The organism is Paenibacillus sp. PastF-3, from assembly GCF_029893135.1.
In the GTDB taxonomy this organism is placed as follows: domain Bacteria; phylum Bacillota; class Bacilli; order Paenibacillales; family Paenibacillaceae; genus Paenibacillus_AQ; species Paenibacillus_AQ nitricinens.
In genome coordinates, this window is the sequence record NZ_JARXWM010000004.1 from 287179 (window position 1) to 309951 (window position 22773).

Consider the following 22773-nt stretch of genomic DNA (forward strand, 5'->3'; position numbering starts at 1 on the left):
CTATATCAGATCCAGCCTCTTAATTGCTCGTACTCCACACAAGCTTGCAAGAAAGCACCGACACCCTTTTGGTCGTTAGTGACAATAGGCTCGCTAATGTAATAAGCAAAAGTGCCGTCGCGTTGATCTGCTCCACCTAACCCTGCTACTTGGCAATTCTTATTTAGATTGACCCAGCCTTCTTTGGTTTCGAGTACAAATTCGGCGATAAGTCCTTGGAAAGCGCAATCTAACGGTTCGTACCAACTAGCCTCTAATACGCCTAATCGAATACTTTTTGCCATAGCGTACACTATCATACTGGAGGCGGAAGCCTCTAGATAGTTCCCTTTGCGTTCTCCCAGATTCATCACTTGATACCAGACTCCGGACTCAGTATCCTGATATTTCTTCACAGCAGATAAAGTATCGTTTAGAATACGCACCAGCTCTGGATAATCGGAGTGCCCACTCGGCAATAATTCTAGAACATCTACTAGTGCCATAAGATACCAACCCAGTGATCGCGCCCAAAAGTTAGGGGAGCAGCCTGTTTCGGGGTCACACCAAGGCTGAATACGCTGTTCATCCCATGCATGGTATAGCAGGCCTGTTTCCCAATCCTTCGTATGCTTCTCACACAAGATAAACTGTTTCGTCACGTCTTTAAGCCCCTGCCCTTCTTCAAAAGCTTGCAAGTAGGCTAAATAGAAAGGCGCACCCATATAAAGACCATCTAACCAAATTTGATAGGGATAAATATTTTTATGCCAAAAAGCACCTTCCAAGGTTCGCGGATGTGTCTCTAGTTGCTTTCTAAATAAAGCAGCCGCTTGTTTATATTTTTCTTGCTTGGTTTCTTTATATAGCGTAAATAATAATTTCCCGTTATTGATGTGATCGATATTGTACTCATCCAAATGATAGCCCTTAACGCTGCCATCCTCCTGAATAAAGTAATCCAGCTGACCTTGAATGAATTGCAGATACTTCGCATCCCCGGTTATCTTCCACAGCCATTCAAATCCATTCAATATGACACCATAGTCATAGGTCCAGCTTCCGTTGTAGCCTTTATCTTTATAGAGCTTTGGTGTCCTTGCCATGATAGAGTCAGCTGTACGGATTGCCCAATGTGATCTCTTCATCCCAACCCCCTGAATATCATTAAATTTAAGGATACACATGAATCACTCTTGGATTAAGCTCTCCATCTCAACACAAGCCATCACCAACGCGCCTACGCCATGTAAATCATTTTTAACTTTAGGCCGCGTGACGTAACTCTCGTAATCCCCGGCCGAAGTACCAATACAAATGTCTGGCAAGATTAATCTATCCTGCTCATCCCACTGAATGGTTCGGATTAACCCTTTATAACCTTTTCTAGCCACGGCTGTAGCAACTTCCACATCGCTTACAACGCCATGCTTCACTGCTTTGGCAATTGTGTAGACGAATAAACATGAACCTGAGCTCTCCAGCCAATTATCCGGCTCATGCCCCTTATCTACGACCTGATACCAAAGCCCACTTACCGGATCTTGATAACGAATAAGGGCATCTACGAATTCTCGTAAAGTAGAAGATAATTCAGCTCGTGCTGGATCTTGGACGGCCAACAGATCAAGAAATTGTGATAAGGCGAGACCATACCAGCCCAGCGATCTGCTCCAGAATTCTGGTGAGCACCCTGTCTCCGGGTTTGACCATGGCATCCGGCGGCTCTCGTCCCAAGCATGATACAATAACCCGGTTGTCTCATCTTTCATATACTTACGCATTAACATCTCTTGATGGAGAACCGTATCACGCAAGCTAGGATCACCATAGACATTCGCATATTTTAACGAGAATACGCCTGCCATATAAAGCCCATCTAACCACATTTGGTTAGCATATTTATCCTTATGCCAATACCCACCTTCAGAGGTTTTGTTTAACGTAAGCAATAAATTCCTCAGCTTCTCCGCAGCAATGTGATACTTGAGTTTACCTGTCCGTTTATGAAGATTAAACAGCAGTTGTCCAGCTTGAACAGCATCCAGCTCATCGCGGGCGAAATAAAAGTTACCATATTCATCTACCAAATCATCCACGTATTCCTGAATATAGTTAATATAGCGGTCTTCTTGATCAGCCTTCCACATAAGCTCCATACCACACAGAAATACACCTTGATGGTAATGCCAACGATGTGCTGGAGGAAGCTCTCCCGCTCTATAAGTATCTATTAAAGAATCGCATGCCTTTTTTGCCCAATCCATTGGTGTTGTTGGTATCCTGCCAGTCATCTCCAAGCTCCTTCCAAAGAATAATCTCTCTCTTCCTCTTATTAGCCCTTCATAGAACCTAACATGGCACCTTTGGCAAAATGCTTCTGCAGGAACGGATACACCATGAGAATGGGCAGGGTAGCTACCACGATGACAGCCATCTTAATCGTTTGATCCGGTGGTGGAACGGTTGCATCAAGCGTAGCGCTATGGTCCATACCACTTGCAAGGACAACGATTTGTCTGAGCAGCACTTGAATTGGCCATTTCGCACTATCATCCAGATACAGAATAGCGCTCATGTACGTATTCCAATACGTAACCGAATAGAACAATCCAATAGTCGCTAAGGCTGGCAGGGATAAGGGCAGGACAATCCGGAACAAAATGCCGAAGTCGTTGCAGCCATCGATTTTTGCGGATTCCTCCAAGCCCTCAGGGATATTTTGAAAAAAGTTCTTTAAGATAATCATGTTAAAAGCACTAATGGCTGAAGGTAGGATGAGTGCTGCATAAGAGTCGATAAGACCTAATTCCTTTACTACCAAGAACGTTGGAATCATTCCTCCATGAAATAGCATCGTGAATACGACCAGGAAGTTAACCACCTTACGTCCATCCAGATCTTTTCTAGCCAGCGCGTAAGCCATCAGAGAGGTAATAAACATACTGAAGATGGTTCCGATTACTGTGACCCCGATGGAAACTCCCATCGCTTTAAATAATGTGTTCGTAGAAAAAATGAACTTGTACGCTTCGAGACTCCACACTTTTGGAATTAGCACAAATTTATTCGCTGCAATCTCGGCACTAGTTGTGAAAGATCCTGCTACAACATGCACAAAAGGGAGCACCGTCACCAAAGCAATAATGGCTAACAGCGTAAAATTTATTGCTGCAAAAATTCTACCACCGATTGTTTTATCCTCTACCATTTCGATTCCTCCTACAACGTATCAATAAACGCCTTCTTCTCCCATTTTCTTGGAGATTTTATTCACCGTCATGACCATGATCAAACCAACAATAGATTTAAAGAATCCAATGGCTGTGCTGTAACTAAACTGTCCTTGTCTTAGCCCTGCGGTGTATACATACGTATCAATAATTTCCGCGACCTCTCGATTCATGGAGTTAAGCAGCAGATAGACATGTTCAAATCCAAGATCCAGAACGGAACCGATTTTCAAAATAAACAAGGTGATAATTACGCCTCGAATCGCTGGAAGTGTAATATGCCAGACTTGTCTGAGCCGGCCAGCTCCATCCATACGTGCTGCTTCATAGAGTCCTGGATCAATTGCAGCAATAGCAGCCAAATAAATAATCGTTCCCCAGCCCGCTTCTCTCCAAATGACCTGAATAATGTACATCGGTCTGAACCAGCTTGGGTTAAGCAGGAAGTTGATTTTTTCAAAGCCAAAATAAGCCAGCAGCTCGTTGACAATGCCTCCGTCCATCGTAACCATAACGAAGGAGATGGAGACGACGATAACCCACGACATAAAATGGGGTAAATAGAATAGGGTCTGAAACGTTCTTTTGAAAAATGTACCTCGAAGCTCATTCAGCATCAGGGCTAATATAATCGGTATTGGAAAATAAATAAGAATATTCAATCCAAACAGGATCAGTGTGTTCACTAAAATATTTAAGAAGTCCGGTTCTGTGAACAACCTGCTAAAATGCTTCATCCCTACCCAATTGCTGCCCGTGATTCCTTGGTAGGGCTTGTAATCTTGAAAGGCGATAATTAATCCATACATAGGTAAATATTTAAAGATAATAAAGTACAGTACACCCGGCGTTAGCATGACATAGAGCCATTTATTTCTCCACAGCCGCTTTTTTAGTTCACTGTTACTCTTATATATACGCTTTGGTTGTGGGGCTGGCTGTGCGGTGAGTTCCTGCATGGTTCTCTTCCTTTCTCCTTCTTTATTCAAACTTTTTATTTCACCATGAGTTTAAAAAAAGGTTGTTGAAACAGGATCAACAACCTTTTTCTGCGAGAATCTATTTCTTGTACAATGCGTTATACTCTTCAATGATTTTAGCTCCGCCACGGCTCTTCCAATTCTCCACTTCTTTCTCAAATCCAGCCTTATCGATCTGTCCATAGATATACTTGTAGGTCGCATCGGTAATGATTTGTTGGAGTTCAACACCTTTTTCTGTATAAGTAGGAGAGTCCATAGCAGCAGTTGGGTCAGGTACACCCACCTTCACATTCTCAAGAACTAATTCTTCGGCGTGGATTCGACCTGGCAGCACGTTATAGCTTTGGTACATGCCATTCGTTTCATATTCTCCAATAACGCTATCCTTAAAGCCCTTTACCTCACGCTCAATCAGCTCTTTATCATCGCCAGGCTTCGCTTTACCGTCTTCAACGGTATAATGAACGCCTTCAATGCCCCAATACATCAAGTTTGCAACTTCAGGGGTCATCATCTGATCAAAGAAAGCAAGAATCTTCTTCAGCTCTGCTTCATCTTTTACAGCAGATTTAGGGAACAAGACGACGTTGTTATACCCAGGAATCATCCATTGCGCAAACTTTCCATCCGGTCCTGCAACCATACTATGTGTGTCCAGAACTGCATCCGGGAAATTCTTGATAGTATCTTTATTCAGAGAATCGATATCCTGCATGGAGCCCCCGATATAAAGGCCGCCTTTACCACTGGTGAACATATTCACCGCATCTGTTTTACTTGTAGCCGCGAAATCTTGGTTCATGTAGCCGCCATCACGTACTTTTTTGAAAAAATCCATCGTATCGATATACTGCGGGAACGTAAAGTCAGGTGCTAATTTGCCATCCACTTCGCCCCATGTGTTCGGTGTACCAAACCAGGAGGATACTGTTTTGAAAGCACCGTAGGTTAATTCATTCCGGTCAATAATACCAGTGGTGTCCTTCTTGCCATTACCATCTGGATCTTGTTCTGTGAATGCTTTAGCCATAGCCAGTAATTCATCTACATTAGCCGGTGCTTTAAGTCCCAGCTTATCTGCCCAGTCCTTACGGTAAATGATCCCTTGGCGTGCTAGTGGGCGGCCGATATACAAGGTGTACAGCTTGCCATCCACTTTCGTGTTATTCAGAATTTCCGGTTTCAATTTACTCAAATTAGGGAACTCGCTTAAAAGAGGACCTATTTCCCAGAACTGACCGTCTTTAATCGCGTCTTTCATTTGAATAAAGGTGGTTTGATTCTTCAAATAGGTTACTTGTGGCAGTGAACCCGTAGCAAAGGATGAATTCAGCTTTTCTTCATACGTATCTGCCGGATAGAATTGATAAGTTAACTTAGTATTAGTCAATTTTTCAAGCTCAATTTTTATTCTGTCGGGTGGTGTTTCTGTAGTATTTAATGGAAGCATAATCTTAATTTCTGCCGGTCCTGCTTTCACTTCTTCTTTAGGTACTTCTGTCTCAACCGGCTTAGCAGTGCTCTCACCACTTGCAGTTTCAGAACTTGCTTGATTGTTGTTACCACCACATCCAGCTAACAATGTGCTGAACGCTAACAGTGCTGTCAACAACATGGTGAAGGATTTCTTCTTCATACCATTTTGACCTCCATAATTTGTATTGGTTACGAGTTACACGTTACATCGCCCGCAAGGTTACGAAAACAATCATTTCCCCATAAAGCCCTGTTCTTAAAGGGATCTGAGCAAATGATTATGGTGATAACACAAAAAAATCCACCGCGTCATCCGCAGTGGATCAAACTAACCCATTTATTTTTCTATCCCAAGCTCAGCCTCACCATATTCCTTAATAATCAGATCTCCTCCGCTAGCTCTCCACTTCTCAACTTCCTTCTGAAATCCCTCAGCGGTTATATTGCCTAATATGTAATTGTACGTAGCATCCACAATAATGGTAGACAATTCTACATTCTTCTCATCATAGGTAGATGAACTTAGAGAAACTGTCGGATCATCGACCAAAAAAGATTCATTATCTTTACTTAGCTGATCCGCAAGTGAGGTCAATTGCTCCTTCTGAGCCACCTCCATAATGTTCTTATTACTAATGTCTGCAATCATCAAAGAATATAACGGATTCACTTCCTTCACCCGCAGCTCTGAGGTCTCCTCGGGAAGAATGATTTTTCTCTCCTCAAGCTTATAATGGCGTCCTTCAAACCCATACATCATTATATTCGCTACATCTTTATCCATGGTTCGATCAAAGAATTCGAGTACCTGGCGGAGTTCATCCTCCGTCGCAATGGCTTTTTTGGAAAAGAGATAGAGTCCGTTATAATTGGGAATCGACCACACTTTATATCCTTCAGGCCCTTTGATCCGATTGATTAACGTAAGTTCTGCTTTCGGATTCAAATTCTGAGCTTCAATAGAAAGCCGCTGAACATCTGTCATACTGCCAATAAATACGCCAGCAATGCCATTTATGAACTTATCACGTTGCACTTCTTTGCTCGTTAGGGCAAAATCCTGATTTATGATTTTCTCATCATATAATTTCTTCATGAAATTCATGGTGTTCTTATACTGAGCGGTCACAAATTCAGGAACGAATTGATGGTTCTCTAGTTTCCAATTATTCGGTGTACCAAAATACGAACTTAACGTCTTGAATACCCCATACACAAGATCATTTCGATCGACTAGTCCAAGGGTATCCTGTTTGCCATTCTGATCTGGATCGTTGTATGTAAATTGCCTCATGACCTCATACAGTTCATCCAGTGTTTGTGGATTATTTAAATGGAGATTGTCGAGCCAATCCTTACGAATAATGACTCCCTGTCTGGAAGAGGGGCGTTCCGTATATAGGCCATAGATCTTACTATCTACAGAAGTCTGCTTAAGAATGGCGGGGTTCAGTTGTTTAAGATTGGAGAACTCCTGAAGATAAGGTCCAATCTCCCAAAAGGCATCCGAACGAATAGCATTTTTCACCAGATTATAGTCTGAAAATTTTACAAATGTGACCTTTCCGAGGGAATTAGTCGTCAAAGCAGTGTTCATCTTATCCGTGTAGACCCCCTCTGGAACCCATCTTATATCGAGCTTCACGCCTGTCAATTTTTCAATCTCCGCCATAATCTCTTTCGAAGGCTGTTGTGGAAAATGAAGGGGTGCCAAAATTGAGATACTCGGCCGAGCCACATCTTGACCGGATCCGGTAGACTCTTTATCGTTGCAAGCGCTTAAAAAAGAAAAGACGAGCATGGTAAATAAGCAGAAATACAGCGTTGCCCTTTTACCCATAGATACTTTAGACATTTCTGTGGCCTCCTAGGTATTGTAAGGATTATCACTCTATATCTTGAAAATTTTACAATTTATAAGCATAATTAGAGCTAATGATTATCACAGAATGAGATGATTATTGTTATTTCCTACCAAGTTACATACACTTAGATCAAGTGTCTACTTCTACATAAGTAAAGGTGCTGAGTCCCGTGAGACCATTAAGCTTTCTAAGTAAGCTAACGATATTTGCCTTTGTAATTAGCACACTGCCTGTGTTGTTCATCGGTTCTTTTTCATACTTCACATCATCAAAAGAAATTCAAAAAAACGTTAACAACAGCAAAATGGAATTAATCTTACAAATCACCTCAAATGTAGAACATAAGTTAACAACTGTCAATCAAACATTAAACCAAGTGATCAACTCTAGTGTATTAAAAAAAGCACTAAACAACCCTTTAAATGAAACCGATTTCATTTTATACAATGATTTAAGAAACGAAATTCGCAATATGCAGTCCTTCGATACGAAGCTGGAAGATGTCATCTTATTAAATCAGCAGCAAAATTGGATGATCAAAAATTCTGGTGTTTATCGCTTAAATGAGTACAAGGACCATGCGCAGCTCACAAACTTAATGAATATTGCCGAAGATACCTCTTGGATCCTGAACCCGTCCTCCATATTTTACAGTGAGGAAAGTATTAACGTCACAGGCTGTAACTACAGCATTAGTCTCATCAAGAAACTCCCAACCAATAAGCTGCAAAAATATGGGCTCGCCTTAGCTAATATTCCTGTCTGCAGTCTTCAGGATTTCATTAACTCGGATGTACAGCTCCTCGACGATATTATCGTTCTGGATAAGACAGGTCGATTCCTGCTCCATCCGGACCGCAACTTGATCGGAAAACCAATGAAAGAAGGCGGATTCACTGAAGATTCTTTCATTTCTAATCCATCTAAACTTTCAGGTCAGTTTAAGACCATGATCCACAAGAAGGATTACTCTGTCACTTACATGCGCTCTCAGATGAATGGCTGGGTCTATCTTTCGGTCACATCCATGGAAAGTTTAACGAAAGAATCCAAAAAAATTAGCCTGTTTACGATATTCGTGTGTACCTTTATGCTTCTATTGTCTATTCTCTTGGCATGGATCGGATCAAGACGGATGTACACCCCCATTGAAAGACTGCTCAATCAAATGGGCCAACGCAAACCCGACATCAAATCCAGACATACGAATGAGTTTCAGATTATCGGAGAACAAGTTCATTCTTTATTCCAATCCAAATCACAGCTGGAAAAAGAAGTCCGTCAGCATATCCAACAGGTTCGTACCTTCTTCCTAATCAATGCTTTCCATGGCAACGTCAAGAAGCGTGATCTGCTTGAAGAACTGGAACAATTCGGCTATCATAAGCAGCTTGAAGAATGGAAGACGATGGCTGTGATTACGTTGTCGATCGATTTTGCCGATGATTCCAGCTATGAGAAAAAAGATCTTAATCTCTTATTATTCGCTGCCCACAATATAATTGAAGAGTTAGTCTGCCCTGAACAACGACTGGCTCCTGTAATTATGGATCATGCAGTTGTCGTCTTATTAGGGAGTCCAGACAGTGATACCGAGTCTTTTCACAAGACATTATATTCGTTAACTGAGAAGCTGCAGCAGGAGATAAACAACTACCTAAAGCTTCAGGTGAGCATCGGTCTAAGCCTTCCCTTCAACACCTTTGACAAATTATCCACGGCTTACAGAGAGGGACTCGAAGCACTGAAGCACCGGATCAAACTTGGTAAAGGTGTCATTATCCAGTATGAAAATATTAACTCTGGCAAGCACTATCTGAATTTGAACTACCCTACTCATAAAGAAAATGACTTACTGGACGCTATCAAATTAGCTGAAACAGATAAAGCAAAGGAGCTCATTCATTTGCTCTTCAAATCTATCTTTGCTCATGAGCTTTCACCACAGGAATACCAGATTCCGTTGACGCGCTTACTAAATAATTTACTCATTATGATGCAGGAATCCGGTATTAGCTTAAATCAGATTTATCATGCCAATGGTTCCATATTTGAGGAGCTGCATGACCTTCATACTGTAACGGAAATTGAAGATTGGTTCTGGAGCATGGTCATTTATCCGATGATCAAGATTTTTAACAGCAGACAAAATGCTCAATATCACAACATCTCCGAGAAGATCATTGATTTGATACAACATGATTACGATACAGATCTTACTTTAGAAGAATGTGCTTCACGTCTGCATTATAATGCCAACTATATCAGCAGTGTCTTCCGCAAGGAGACCCAGTACTATTTCAGTGAATATTTAACGATGTACCGATTTAAAATGGCGAAAAAATGGCTGAAGGAAACTGACATGCCCATTAAAGATATTGCAGCCAAACTAAGATACAACAATTCTCAGAACTTCATACGCTCTTTCCGAAAGCAGGAAGGCATGACACCCGGACAATACCGGGATCACAATGCTGGCACAAAACTTAAATCCACCTTCGACGAATCAATGTAAAAAGAGATGAATATGGTTCAGGTGGAATCCAAAAAAAGAGTCTCTCTTTTTTTCTCAAAATATGTTAACGTGTGCATATAACCTTTTAAGGAGGCAAGGAGTATACCTATGACACCCACATTATTTATCGCAGGGGATTCCACTGCGGCTATCAAAGGTGCTGGAGAGAAACCTATGACTGGCTGGGGAGAATACCTGCAAGGCTATTTTGGGACTTCTGTCCGAATCGATAATCGCGCCATCAATGGCCGCAGTACCAAATCTTTTATAACTGATGGTCGCCTGGATGCCATCCTTAAAGACTTCAAAGCCGGTGACTACCTCTTCATTCAATTTGGACACAACGATGAGAAAAAAGAAGATCCTTTGCGTTACACTGATCCCGACACTGAATATCGCCGCAACCTAATTCAATATATTGAAGCTGCTCGGCAATTAGGTGGGACTCCGGTTCTACTAACCTCTGTAAGTCGCCGCCGCTTCAACTCCGATGGAGAGCTTGACCCGCTTGCTGTAGGCGCTTATCCCGAGGCTATGAAGCAGGTAGCTGAAGAAACGCATACACCGCTGCTTGATATTTTCGCAGCTTCGCAAGTGCTCTATCATTCATTAGGCGAAGAAGAATCCAAGAAATTATTCATGCATTTGCCTGAAAAAGCACATCCGAATTACCCAAATGGAGTTATGGATGATACTCATTTCTCTGATCAAGGTGCTCAGCACATCGCCAGACTTGTGGTTCAGGCTATTGAACAATCTCCTGCCTTACCATTAACAGACTTACAACAACTAATAAAAGGAGTGATCACATCACATGGGCATTCCCCTGCATCTGGGTGTTCGAGCACATGATTTCACACAAGTTCCATTGAAGGATTTAATTGAAAAGATTCAGTTTTATAATTTCGCTCATATTCAGTTTGCACTTAAAAAGTCTTTTCCTGACAGTACTCCGAGTCTGACTGCTATAAGCCCTGGAACAGCTAGTTATTACGGAAATGCCTTTAGACAGGCTGGTATTCAGATGGCGGTGCTTGGCTGTTACGTTAATATTATAGACACTGATCCATTCAAACGGGCACAAGCGTTAGCCGAATTCAATACGCATCTTCGCTTGGCCAGGGATTTCGGCGCTAGCCTGGTAGGAACAGAGACCGGAAGTGTAGGCCGGGGCTATACCACAGCTAATTTTACAGAACAGGCTTTTCAGGAGGTCGTTACTTCGGTAAAGGTAATGGTTGCAGAGGCCGAACGTTTTGGTGTGACGGTAGGTATTGAAGCAGGACTTCATCATCCGCTGTATTCCGCTTCCTTAACTCGCCGACTGCTGGATGAGATTCCTTCTAATAATCTTCAGGTCATATTGGATTGCGCAAATCTAATGTCACCTACAAATTACTTACATCAGGAAGCTATTATTATGGAAGCTTTGAAGCTCTTAGGAAATCGAATAGCCATCATTCATTTAAAAGATTTTATCGTGCAAGATGGAGCCATCAAAATTGTTCCTGTAGGTCAGGGCTGGCTTGAGTTTGAGCCGATTCTTCGTTATATGAAGTACGAGCGTCCGCATATTCAGGGCATTTTAGAGAGCACTCCTGAATCGCATCTAAGAGAAAGCATCGCTTTTTTACAGCGGATATATGAAGACGTGTAAATATAAGATCTCATACAAAAAAATCCACGGTACACCTCATTACCTTGTACAGTGGATTTTTATATTCTGTTTAACATCCGTTTGACCTCCATGAAATAATAGGCTGTTATGATCAAGACATCAAGAGTACCTGGGAGGGGTTCTATGCGTCTTGCTTTATTTACAGACACATTTCTTCCGCAAACGAATGGTGTCTCACTTACGCTTCAGCGCTTAACCACTCATTTGAACCGGCGGGGTATCGAGCATCTGCTATTTTCGCCGAAATCTGCTCCTGAAGACAGTTATGCCGATCCCATACGTCCCATTACCAGTATCCCCTTTTTCTTATACCCAGAATGTAGACTCGCGCTGCCGAATATGTCCTCCATCCAGTCAGAGCTAAAAGCTTTTCGACCCGATCTGCTGCATTTGGCTACTCCGTTCAATATCGGTCTATGCGGCCTTCGCTATGCGAGAAAGCTTGGCCTGCCTCATGTCGCCTCCTACCATACCCATTTTGACCGCTATCTTGAATATTATCGGATGAAAAAAATTGTTCCTCTTTATTGGAAGTACATGAAGTGGTTTCATCGGTCCTGCGATGCTACCTTCGCGCCCTCCAACGAGACACTTGATTCCCTCCAAGCTCAAGGTTTTCAACGTTTGAAGCTTTGGTCTAGAGGCATCGACTGCAATCTCTACACTCCGAAAAAACGCAGCCATCAGGTCCGTGATCGTTACGGAATTACCGCGCCGATATTACTTCTGTATGTGGGAAGGATTGCTCCTGAAAAAGATATCAACACCCTTGCTCTCGCCATGCAGCAATTGCCCGAGTCTATGCAAGCTCAGGTGCATTGGTTAGTTGTTGGAAACGGTCCCTTATTATCAGAAATGCGGGCACAGGCGCCGCAAAATGTCACGTTTACGGGCTACAAACACGGTGAAGAGCTTGCCCAATTGTATGCCTCAGCTGATCTATTCGTCTTCCCTTCCAGTACGGAAACCTTCGGTAATGTTGTCCTTGAAGCCATGGCCTCTGGACTGCCTGTCCTCGCCGTAAATGAAGGCGGGGTGAAGGATCTGGTTACACCCGGCCGCACCGGAATCATCGCCCCACCTCGTTCCCCTGTTGCTTTTATTCGTGAGATTTGTGCCTGTATAGAGCAACCCCAAAAGCTGGCTGCTATGGGTTATGAGGGGCGACAGCTGGCGCTCGGCCGCTCATGGGAGAGCATTTTTGATGGACTCATTCGCGATTATGAAGAGATCATTGAGAATAGGCGCTTCGATCTTATACCGGCTTTACTACCATTAATATAATAATGACGATAGTGAGCACATGTACAGCTGCTTCTAACGGAGCGATCTTGTTCATTGCGGCGTTGTAGCCTACAGGGATTTCGTCGCCTTCACTCGCCATCACGAGCTGGGTCAGCTTTTTCAATCGAGGCTCAACAAATCCAATAATAATGACTTCTATCACGATAAAAAATAATAACGAAAGATTGATCCACAACACCGACAAGCCCATTTTATCAATGATCATTAACAAAATGCCTGTAACGATCAGGGTAATCCCACCCGTTTTAGGGAATCTGTTTATTGTCTTCATCATGCCAAATACAAAACGAAGCTGGCTGCCTGTCTTGGCAGAGCTTGTCAGTATTGGCAGCACAAAAGCTGGTCCAATTCCCACAATGGCCGCTATAACATGTATGACTACCACAATCTTAGAGATAATCTCCGTCAATTCCATGATTACAATCCTCCCTATCATTCGTTGTTTAGATTCATATGACGATGATAGTGAAAATAGTCTTGCAGAATCCTTTAATTCTTAGATAATCTCGAAAAAGCGCCTAGCCGGATATTACCGACGTAGGCGCATTTTTAACTATTGCTTAGTTATTTTACCGTGACTTTCATAACTGTACTTTCACTTACGCCTTGATTATTCATCAGTTCTACACGGTATTCATAAACACCTGGAGATCGATTCGTGATCGAAGTAGAAGCCATTTGGGCATTCGGAGTATTTGCTGTTAAAGTTTGTGTATCGATAAGCACTCCATTCTCATACAAGCGATACACTTTGCCGTTCATCCCCCACCATAGATTCATGGTCACTTTATACTCTCCATCACCATCCCAGTTGTCATTAGATAACACTGGCTTACCTGGTGCAGCATCCTTCACAATAACCATATGAGAAGTAGATACCGTTGTTCCAAATGAATTAGTTAGCTCAGCCGTGTAGGTGTAGGTACCGTTTTCTTTTCCAGTAACACTAGTCACTGCGGTCTGTGCGGTTGGGGAGTCATCGCGTAAGGTTTGCGTGTCTATTAAAGTACCGTTCTCATATAGCTTGTAGACCGTACCATTATTGCCCCACCACATGTTCATTGTGATTTTGTAATCACCATCCAAGAGTCCTGTATCCTGCCCATTGTTATTGGATAGGACCGGTCGCCCCGGAATTCCTGTAGCCTTCTGCGACCCATTTACGACTATAATTACTTGTTCTGTCGTCGAGAGTCCAGCGTTATTCACAGCTGTTGCGATGAACGTATGTGATCCCGTAAGTCCTGTTAGGGCAATCTCATCACCATAGGCAACTTCTTTTCCATCAAAGGTGATATCCAAACTACGAACACCCGATTCAGGATCTTCTGCTACGACCTGTATTTTCAAAACCTCCGATTCACTCATTTGAGTAGAAGGTAAACCCGTAATTGCAGGTGGTGTAGTATCTTCTGTTTCCCCCGGTGAACCAACATATTGAATTTTTGGCGCCGCAGGTTGTTCCATGCCTTCGCCAAGAAAGAATCCAGGATGCGGAGGTTGATTATAACCCACGTTCTGCCAAGCCACTCCCAGTCGGTAGATCGGATCATGCATCAAAGTGCGAATACGATAATCTGTCATATCCGTTGTTGTATAGATTCGTAATTCAGAACTGTCCGTTGCGCGCCAGATCACTTCTTCACGCCAATCCCCGAACAGATCCGCCTGTAAGCTTGGGTTCGCCTTAGTGCCATTATTAGAAGAAGCTCCAGTAGCCGTCAACAAATTAGCTGTTGTCTGGTTGGTGTAATCCCACTTATCCACTCGATTAGAATCCAGCAATTCCCGTAAAAGATCACCATCCCACCAAATGCCGAAATTCGTAGAGGAAGGCAGCTTATTCGTAATTAGCTCTCCCTGAGCACTGTATACGCCTGTAACAGGGATCTGCACTTCATTGGTGATCGTTGCAGCCCATACCTCTTCCCCAGCATAACGCGGGTCAATATCTGCTGACATTCCGCGTCCAGTATCAATTCCTGTGAACACACCCCATAAGGTTTCCCCTGTAGCTGCATCACGCATTTCAATACCAAACTTGGAATCGGTATGCTCATGTACATCAAAGACCTCCAGCCCCGGTCTGGTTGGATCAAGATCTCCGAAATGGATCGCATCCCCATGACCAAGCTTTGTATTGTACAGCGGCAATCCATCATCATCGATGGCCATCGCGCCGAAGGTTATTTCGTCCTTACCGTCACCATCTACATCTCCTACTGAAAGATTATGGTTCCCTTGCCCTGCGTAATCGCCATACCCTTCTTCATTACTATCAAATCGCCATACCTTCTCTAGCTTACCTACGCGATAGTTATACGCTGCAAGTACAGTTCTAGTGTAATAACCACGACTGAAAATCACGCTTGGCTGTTCACCGTCTAAATAAGCTATAGCTGCCAAAAAGCGGTCCACCCGATTACCATAGGCATCGCCCCAAGCGCCCACATCACCACGCGGCGGATCATAACTAACCGTATCCATTGCCCGGCCTGTTGCCCCTTCGAACACTGTTAAATACTCATTGCCGAGGAGCACATAACCCGAGCTGTTGCGATAGTCTGCACTAGCATCACCGATCAAAGTACCTTGACCATCAACCGTACCATCTGCTGTCTTCATCATAATCTCAGCACGCCCATCACTGTCCAAATCGTAAACCATGAACGGTGAATAATGTGCACCAGCACGAATATTAGGCCCTAAATTAATCCGCCATAAACGTGTGCCATCTAGCTTGTAAGCATCCATATAGACTAGTCCTGTATAACCTGCCTGGGAGTTATCTTTGCTGTTCGAAGGCGACCATAACATGATGATTTCGTAGACCCCATCACCATCCACATCCCCTAGACTTGCATCCCCTGCACTATACGTATAAGGCTGACCGTCTTTAGTGTAATCATCTGCTGGTTTTTGCAAGGGAACTGATAGGTACTGCTTCTGCCATACGCTGAATTCTTCTGAAACAGATTTTTCGATTCCATTGTATACCGATGTGATTCTATATTTGGCATCAGCTGTGCCGGAAGGATCGAGATAGTTCGTGCTTTGCGTAATCAACGAATCATTTAGCTTCTCTTCCCCGCGATACAGATTGAAACCGATCGATTCCGGGTCCAGACCTAACATCCGCCAGCTGATATAAATGCCCTCATCTGTCTTAACCGCTACAGGCGCACGATCCAGCGCCTCCATCTTCCGATATAGTGTTGTCACTGCTGAGGTTTCCAGCGTAGCGGAAAGATCAGAGATACCGCCTGCATTTACCGAGGCAACTTTGTAATAGTAAGGAATTGTACTTAGAATGGTGGTGTCTGTGTATGAAGCTTCGAATGATTTGCCGATTAGAATGAACTCACCATCCGCGGATTTCGCACGATAAATGTTGAACATCCTTGCATCCGATACCTCATTCCATGTAAAGGTCACATCATTTTTGTTCGTAGATTGTACTGCTAGACCACTAGGTACGGCTGCTTTTGCTACAGATGGATCAATCATAGAAACCTTTAAGGCATTAGATGTTACGGATTCCAGTCCCGTGCTATCTACCGAAGTTACCGTATAGATGTATTCCATACCGATATCCGCAGTGGTATCTGTGTAAAGCGGCTCTGTTGTCTCGCCCAGCAGCTCTGCACTGTTCGAAACCGTTGCTTGACGATAAACTCGGTATCTCAGCGCACTATCCATACCATCCCAAGATAGTTTAGCTGCGATAGGCTCATTGTTTAAGTCCAGACTACCTAGTTTCAGATTCGTTGGGGCTAATAATAGAGGTGTGATTTCAAGTCCATTGAGATGAGCCGTTGTGCCGCTAAAAACAAGATTCATCTGACCGTCTTTGACAGCGATCTGGTTATACAGCTTCTCAGCAATATTTTCCTTACCTGAGGAGACTGTTCCATAATCTTTGCCTTCAATCGCTACGTTCGTCTTGGTAGAACCAATCCAATCTCCGGTATAAGTCTTAACGGAATAATAACCATTCGGTAAATCCACTTTAAATTCATACGAGCCTCCAAAATAGATTACGAAATCTCTACGAAGTGCATCAGTCGCACTACCGCGATCTCGATCACTCATACCTTCACTTGAGGACAAGCCATAACCACGTTCTGTTGTATAAAGTACATTACGGTTCACTTCCGTATAACCGGCGGCAACGGGTGAGCCAACAGGTCCAAAATCATAACGATATTGTGCGGACTTCGTAGTCAGCTTAACTTCATCTGAAGGCTCAGACTCACCTAACCCGTTTACTGCAGTCACTCGAATGGAGTAACTGTTACCTTCCGCCATTCCGCTTAATGTTAAAGCTGGAATAGTGGCAGTTCCCGCCAATACGTAAGCAGTTTCAGCTTCTGACGCCAGCTTACGATAGATTTTATAAATATCAGCGCCCTCTACATTATCCCATTTCAGTACTGCACCTGCATTACTGATACTTCCCGCTACAAGACCTTTTGGCTTGGCAGGCACTGTTTCTGGCTGCTTAATGTCCTCTACAAAACTGGAGAGCGGAATGTTTAATTGCTCTATTCCTTTGGCCAGCAGACGAGCCATTTGAATCGCTCCGTACTCTTGAAAGTGAGTATCGTCTGTCGACCCATTCGGGAAAGCACCATATATCCCTGCATCGAGGTGAAGGAACACCGATCGTGTAGCTGCAAAACCGATCGCGTTGTAATAAGCGACACTTAGCGCGCTAAGATCAACCAATTCCACATGCAGCTCATTCGTTACCTCTTTCATTGCCTGCACATATTCAGGGAAACTCACATTAAATTGTTCCGTGGCAGCATTATAATCTCTACGTCCCATCGGGGTCACCAGAATCGGAGTCGCTCCTCTTTGTCTGGCTCCCTCGACATACGTTTTTAAATAATTTTTATAATCTGCTGGAGAGGCATACCGATCAGGAACGCTGATCGTTGCGTCATTGTGACCAAATTGGATAAGGAAATAATCACCTGGCTGTATCTTTCGCAGTACTTCATCCAGCCGCCCCTCAACAATAAATGACTTAGAGCTGCGGCCTCCTATAGCGTGATTCTTAAACGTTACTTCCTCACTAAAGAAATCAGGAATCATTTGTCCCCAGCCAGCCTGTGGTATCCAGTAAGGATCATAAGTCTGCACAGTTGAATCACCCGCAATATAAACTGTAGGCAATTCATTAGCAGGACGGTCTGGCTGCTTAGTAATCACCAGTGCATTGATATTAGGCTTAGTGCCAGAGAACGCCAAGTTCATTTGTCCATCCACCAAAGCGATGTCAAAGCTCATTTCCAAATACTGACCTGATGTTTTGCTCGTCTGTTGAACTTTTTGAATGGATTCTACTTTGATGCCAATGTCCGTATCTCCGGCGCTATCTCCAGCGATAAGTGACACAGTATAGTCACCATTCGGTAAATCTACATTAAAGGCAGTATCCTTAGGGACCACCAAATCCGATCGTAAAGGATCAGAGGTTCCCCGGTCTACAGCAGTTACCTTTGATATATCCGTAAATCCATATTTAACCGCAGAGGAATAAGATACCCCCGCATCGACCTTAAGATAACCTTCCGCCGCAGCACCTGGGCCAAAATCAAAGGAATATACATTTCCTTCTGGCAATGTTACAGGTGGCGTGTATACCATACTTTCCACTTTGTTAGATAACTGGGATTGTCCTTGACCATTAGCAGCTTTTACCCCAAAATATTGACGCTTAGAGGTATCTACTGCTACATCCGTAAATGTCGTCTTTTCCGACTGCCCAATCTCCTGGAAGGATCCATCTGCTGAATCAGATCTTAAGATTGTATAACGGGTAGCTCCCGCCACGTTGTTCCAACTTAGCTGAACAGAACTCGCACCTACGCTGACAATCGAAAGGCCCGTTGGTGCTTCCGGAACCTCTGCCTCCGGAATTTTATCTACTGTCACAGATGCACTCCAAGCAGACTCCTCACCGCTGCCTTTAACAGCAGACACATTATAGATGTAGCCACTGCCTTGATTTACGTCTGAATCCACGTAGTTGGTCACAGCAACTTGACCAATCGATTGAATAGCCCCGCTAGGAAGCTCTGTCCGATATATATTGTAATAGACTGCTTCTGTCACGCTGCTCCACCCGAGGGAGACCGCAGCGGGCGAGAGATTCGTAACCGCTAAGCTCTCAGGAGCCTGCAGTGGACCCGGCACGATTTGCTGAATCATAAGTCCATTTAAATACCCGCCAACCCCTGTACCCGTAATGCCAACGGTCAGTTGACCGTCATGGACAGCCGTGCGGTAGGTGGCTTGATTTACAGCCTGCTTGCTGCTTATTGAACCAGCCGTAACACCTTCTAAGGTAATCGTAGTTTTAGTTGTACTTGTGCCTGCCAATAAATCTCCTGAGAATACAGTCACATCGTAATCCCCATTAGGAAGATCCACTAGAAAGGCGTAAGACAATCCCAATACAAAATCATTAGTCAGTTCATCTCCGCCCGAGCGATTTCTTGAGGCAACCGCCTGATCTAGACCATATCCTAGCTCCTTCGTATACAGCTTAGATTCATGCACAGCTGTATAACTACTCATTACAGGACTTGTTGCCGTTCCAAAATCATATCGCAAAGTTATTGGACCTGAATCCGCACTGGCTGGTTGCACTCCAAAGGTTGTAGAGGGAAATAGAGATGAACAAATGAAGACCCACGACAATAACACAATAAGTATTTTATTCCCCATTTTATTTCTCTTCATCTTCCGTGCTTCACCCGCTTTCTTAGGATTGAAAGAACTTAGTACGCATCTGGCCCTGCTGTAGTAAACGCTTACAATAAACTTCATTGTCATTCGTTCTTCAAATATAAGTTCTCTTCGTGCGCGTATCCCCTCCTCCTTGCTCAGACACTTTTCTGGATAATCATTTCCAGATGCACTCATATCCAACACGATACTACCACCTAAGTTTCACTATGAACATTTAAAAAACAGAGTTTATCGTACACTAAACCGTTCAATTCACTCGCCTCTAGTTATAAAATCCTACGATTTCGTGACAAGCTGGGACATAAAACCCAGAATACACCTATACATTTTTAATTTCATATGAGTAAAATCATTTCAAAAAACAGCAAAAAGACCCCTTGGTTTCCCAAGAAGGTCTTTGAGTTATGGTTAGATCTTACCGTTTAAGCTGCCACCCGGAGCAAATAATCGTTCGATATGCTTTTGAACCGCTTGATCTGGAATTAATGGTGGCGCTTGATGAGGTTTTACACGCGCATCAATAATCACGTTATCACATGACCAATGCTTATACTCCGTTGAACTGTTCACGCCATATATATCATGAGAAGGATTGCTGCGCGTGAACGTCGCCCATAGGAAATTCTCAATTCTATCACTTAAGAACTCGCTATCATCACACACAATAATCATCGGACAAGATGGGAGTGCTCCCTCTTCTTGAATCGCTTCGCTAAGCTTGTTCATTTCCTGCGCTGCTTCAGCGTAAGTAGTGAATTTAGAGCCTTGAAGCGCCACGAGACCCGGCATTACCATACGCGCATGTTCAAATCCTTGTTGTTCTTGAAAAATGCCAGGAACCTCTGTACTTAGCTCTCTTTTCTTCTCCCCAACTGCAGCGAAAATCACCTTACTCCCGCTGTTTAATCCTGTGCCGGAATAATCAAGGGTATCAATCGTTGTATTCGTATAGAAATGAATATCTCTTCGAAGATTAATTCGCTCCAGAATATACGTCAAGAAATCTTCAACATCATGTGTACTAATAGGCTGTTGTTCTTCGGCTGTAATAAATAAAAACTTAGCTAAACTAAGCTGGCCTGTACCCAAAATCCGATTTGCAATGGTAAGAATCTCTGCTGGCTGCTTCACTTGCTGATAAGGCGTATAACGTTCACTGCCAATCGCAAATAAAAGGGGATGAACTCCCGCAGCATCAACGGCGTGAACTTCTTTGACACCCGGGATTTCTTGTCGAATAGCTCCGCCCGTCAACTCGTGAATTAACTCACCAAAAGCGGTATCCTCTTGTGGTGGTCTGCCGACAACCGTAAATGGAAAGATGGCATTCTTTTTAGCGTACACTTTATGTACTTTCATAACTGGAAAAGGATGAACTAAGCTGTAATATCCTAAATGATCACCAAAAGGCCCTTCCGGCTTCGTCTCACCAGGATGAATTTCCCCTGTGATCACAAAATCTGCATCATTACTAATGCAATATCCATCTACATAGCTATAGCTAAAATGACGTCCCGAAAGTAAACCTGCAACGATCATCTCACTCATTCCCTCTGGCAAAGGCATTACAGCCGATAACGTATGCGCTGGAGGTCCGCCGATGAAGCAGCTCACTTTAAGGGGTTCTCCTTTTCGATTGGCTCTTTCTTGGTGAACGCCGATACCGCGATGAATCTGATAATGAATACCAACCTCTTTATTGAGTTCATAATCATTGCCATTCAACTGAACGCGGTACATGCCCAGATTGGAATTCATAATGCCTGGCTTGTCTGGATCTTCGGAATACACTTGCGGCAATGTGACAAAAGCGCCACCATCCTCTGGCCAATGTGTGATCAGCGGAAGATCAGAAATACTGATTTCCTGAAAACCACTTGGCAGACCCCCTGGCTTTTTGATAGGCAATGCTTTTCTCGCGGATAGTCCTGTCCCTACATATTTAAAAGGATTTTTGAGTGCTTTCATAGGATCGTTACGAAGTGCAATTACGTTATGTGTGGAGTTCCAGGTACGCCGAAAGATAAACTTACTGCGCTCAATCGTTCCAAAAAGGTTAGACACCGCACGAAACTTCGAGCCTTTTACATTTTCAAATAATAATGCAGGCCCACCGGCTTCATAAACCTTCAAGTGAATTGCGGCCATCTCCAGATAGGGATCCACTTCTTCACGAATACGAACCAAATGTCCATGTTTCTCTAAATCATTTACACACTCTTCTAAATTGCTATATTTCATTTCATTACTCCGATCTCTAGAAGGTTATTACAAGATTTCTTGGATGTTTTAATTATACCCTGTAACTTATTAAAATAAAGCGATACCCTATGTACTAGAACATCCCGCCGTTATCTTGTATATTCAGGTTTAGGTTCATCTCGCAAAATATTTCTGGCAGGAATCCCTACGGCCGAAGCATTATCCGGCACATCCTTAACCACAACTGACATCGCTCCGATATTAACATCATTCCCCAGCGTAATCGGGCCAAGTATCTTAGAACCTACTCCGATAAATGCTCTATCACCAATCACAGGTTCCCCTAAGTTATTTCTCCCCCCAATGGTCACTTGGTGAAAAATAGTAGCGTTGTTTCCAATCACCGCTTTAGGACTAATGATAATGCCATTTAACCCATGCGGTAAATGAAGCGCATCACCAATTTGAGCCTCTGCATGAAGCTCTCCACTGGCAACAATTCGAACAAACAGCACATCCATTATTCGGTATAGGAGCCACAAAGGTTTGCGGATCAAGCCACTTTTCACCCGATAATACACCCAATTTCCAAAACGATAAGTAAACAAAGCCATAATCGTTTGTGGATTTTTTAGATTTGCCTTCCAGTCCATTTTGAATGATTTCATCATTGTATCATCCTCCTATAGGGGCAAGATATGAACTATATTCTCGTGAAATGAAAGCAGCTATGAGGTGAAAATTAACTGGGAGGTTCGCAGGATGGAGAGTCATT

General features: G+C 43.3%; 14 protein-coding genes. 4 read left to right on the plus strand and 10 right to left on the minus strand.

Annotation, left to right across the window (positions count from 1 at the left end):
* Positions 1-5: 5 nt before the first annotated feature.
* The 6 genes from M2444_RS10920 to M2444_RS10945 all read right to left on the minus strand — a co-directional run bounded on the left by M2444_RS10920 (position 6) and on the right by M2444_RS10945 (position 7526).
* Entirely contained in the window at positions 6-1127 is a 1122-nt protein-coding gene (locus M2444_RS10920) for a glycoside hydrolase family 88/105 protein (RefSeq protein WP_280786940.1), read from the minus strand.
* Positions 1128-1169: 42 nt separating this feature from the next.
* Entirely contained in the window at positions 1170-2273 is a 1104-nt protein-coding gene (locus M2444_RS10925) for a glycoside hydrolase family 88/105 protein (protein ID WP_280786941.1), read from the minus strand.
* Positions 2274-2314: 41 nt separating this feature from the next.
* On the minus strand, positions 2315-3190 hold the full coding sequence (locus tag M2444_RS10930; protein WP_094870936.1) for a carbohydrate ABC transporter permease: 876 nt from the start codon (positions 3188-3190) through the stop codon (positions 2315-2317).
* 21 nt (positions 3191-3211) lie between these two features.
* Entirely contained in the window at positions 3212-4171 is a 960-nt protein-coding gene (locus M2444_RS10935) for an ABC transporter permease (RefSeq protein WP_094870938.1), read from the minus strand.
* A gap of 100 nt (positions 4172-4271) precedes the next feature.
* Positions 4272-5831 carry an extracellular solute-binding protein gene (locus tag M2444_RS10940; protein ID WP_280786942.1) on the minus strand — a complete coding sequence of 520 codons (1560 nt, stop codon included), beginning with the start codon at positions 5829-5831 and terminating at the stop codon, positions 4272-4274.
* Positions 5832-6008: 177 nt separating this feature from the next.
* Positions 6009-7526 (minus strand): extracellular solute-binding protein, encoded by a 1518-nt coding sequence (locus M2444_RS10945; RefSeq protein WP_280786943.1) that lies wholly within the window; start codon positions 7524-7526, stop codon positions 6009-6011.
* 179 nt (positions 7527-7705) lie between these two features.
* On the opposite strand from M2444_RS10945, the gene M2444_RS10950 reads away from it, so the two are divergent.
* From M2444_RS10950 to M2444_RS10965, 4 genes are all read left to right on the plus strand, one after another.
* Positions 7706-10051 (plus strand): helix-turn-helix domain-containing protein, encoded by a 2346-nt coding sequence (locus tag M2444_RS10950; protein WP_094877575.1) that lies wholly within the window; start codon positions 7706-7708, stop codon positions 10049-10051.
* 108 nt (positions 10052-10159) lie between these two features.
* Positions 10160-10903, plus strand: a complete 744-nt coding sequence (locus M2444_RS10955) for a rhamnogalacturonan acetylesterase (RefSeq protein ID WP_094870943.1) — start codon at positions 10160-10162, stop codon at positions 10901-10903.
* The gene (locus M2444_RS10960) at positions 10866-11708 is read left to right on the plus strand and encodes a sugar phosphate isomerase/epimerase family protein (protein ID WP_280786944.1); all 843 of its coding nucleotides are present in this window, start codon (positions 10866-10868) and stop codon (positions 11706-11708) included. Before M2444_RS10955 ends, M2444_RS10960 begins: the two co-directional genes overlap by 38 nt.
* Positions 11709-11852: 144 nt before the next feature.
* A complete protein-coding gene (locus M2444_RS10965; RefSeq protein WP_280786945.1) occupies positions 11853-13013 on the plus strand; it encodes a glycosyltransferase family 4 protein in 1161 nt (386 codons plus the stop codon).
* Here the strand turns inward: M2444_RS10965 and M2444_RS10970 are convergent.
* The 4 genes from M2444_RS10970 to M2444_RS10985 form a co-directional block, all read right to left on the minus strand.
* The gene (locus M2444_RS10970; RefSeq protein ID WP_179283714.1) at positions 12985-13449 is read right to left on the minus strand and encodes a DUF2269 family protein; all 465 of its coding nucleotides are present in this window, start codon (positions 13447-13449) and stop codon (positions 12985-12987) included. The genes M2444_RS10965 and M2444_RS10970 overlap by 29 nt on opposite strands.
* Positions 13450-13598: 149 nt before the next feature.
* Entirely contained in the window at positions 13599-19970 is a 6372-nt protein-coding gene (locus M2444_RS10975; protein WP_280787054.1) for a rhamnogalacturonan lyase family protein, read from the minus strand.
* A 234-nt stretch (positions 19971-20204) separates the two neighbouring features.
* Positions 20205-22037, minus strand: a complete 1833-nt coding sequence (locus M2444_RS10980) for a UbiD family decarboxylase (RefSeq protein WP_280786946.1) — start codon at positions 22035-22037, stop codon at positions 20205-20207.
* A 110-nt stretch (positions 22038-22147) separates the two neighbouring features.
* The gene (locus M2444_RS10985) at positions 22148-22669 is read right to left on the minus strand and encodes a serine O-acetyltransferase (protein WP_280786947.1); all 522 of its coding nucleotides are present in this window, start codon (positions 22667-22669) and stop codon (positions 22148-22150) included.
* Between the last annotated feature and the right edge of the window lie 104 nt (positions 22670-22773).

Excerpts from the sequence above, each read along its gene's own strand:
- M2444_RS10920 (WP_280786940.1), bottom strand. The coding sequence starts at position 1,127 with ATGAAGAGATCACATTGGGCAATCCGTACAGCTGACTCTATCATGGCA.
- M2444_RS10925 (WP_280786941.1), bottom strand. The coding sequence starts at position 2,273 with ATGACTGGCAGGATACCAACAACACCAATGGATTGGGCAAAAAAGGCA.
- M2444_RS10930 (WP_094870936.1), bottom strand. The coding sequence starts at position 3,190 with ATGGTAGAGGATAAAACAATCGGTGGTAGAATTTTTGCAGCAATAAAT.
- M2444_RS10935 (WP_094870938.1), bottom strand. The coding sequence starts at position 4,171 with ATGCAGGAACTCACCGCACAGCCAGCCCCACAACCAAAGCGTATATAT.
- M2444_RS10940 (WP_280786942.1), bottom strand. The coding sequence starts at position 5,831 with ATGAAGAAGAAATCCTTCACCATGTTGTTGACAGCACTGTTAGCGTTC.
- M2444_RS10945 (WP_280786943.1), bottom strand. The coding sequence starts at position 7,526 with ATGTCTAAAGTATCTATGGGTAAAAGGGCAACGCTGTATTTCTGCTTA.
- M2444_RS10955 (WP_094870943.1), top strand. The coding sequence starts at position 10,160 with ATGACACCCACATTATTTATCGCAGGGGATTCCACTGCGGCTATCAAA.
- M2444_RS10960 (WP_280786944.1), top strand. The coding sequence starts at position 10,866 with ATGGGCATTCCCCTGCATCTGGGTGTTCGAGCACATGATTTCACACAA.
- M2444_RS10965 (WP_280786945.1), top strand. The coding sequence starts at position 11,853 with ATGCGTCTTGCTTTATTTACAGACACATTTCTTCCGCAAACGAATGGT.
- M2444_RS10970 (WP_179283714.1), bottom strand. The coding sequence starts at position 13,449 with ATGGAATTGACGGAGATTATCTCTAAGATTGTGGTAGTCATACATGTT.
- M2444_RS10975 (WP_280787054.1), bottom strand. The coding sequence starts at position 19,970 with ATGAGTGCATCTGGAAATGATTATCCAGAAAAGTGTCTGAGCAAGGAG.
- M2444_RS10980 (WP_280786946.1), bottom strand. The coding sequence starts at position 22,037 with ATGAAATATAGCAATTTAGAAGAGTGTGTAAATGATTTAGAGAAACAT.
- M2444_RS10985 (WP_280786947.1), bottom strand. The coding sequence starts at position 22,669 with ATGATGAAATCATTCAAAATGGACTGGAAGGCAAATCTAAAAAATCCA.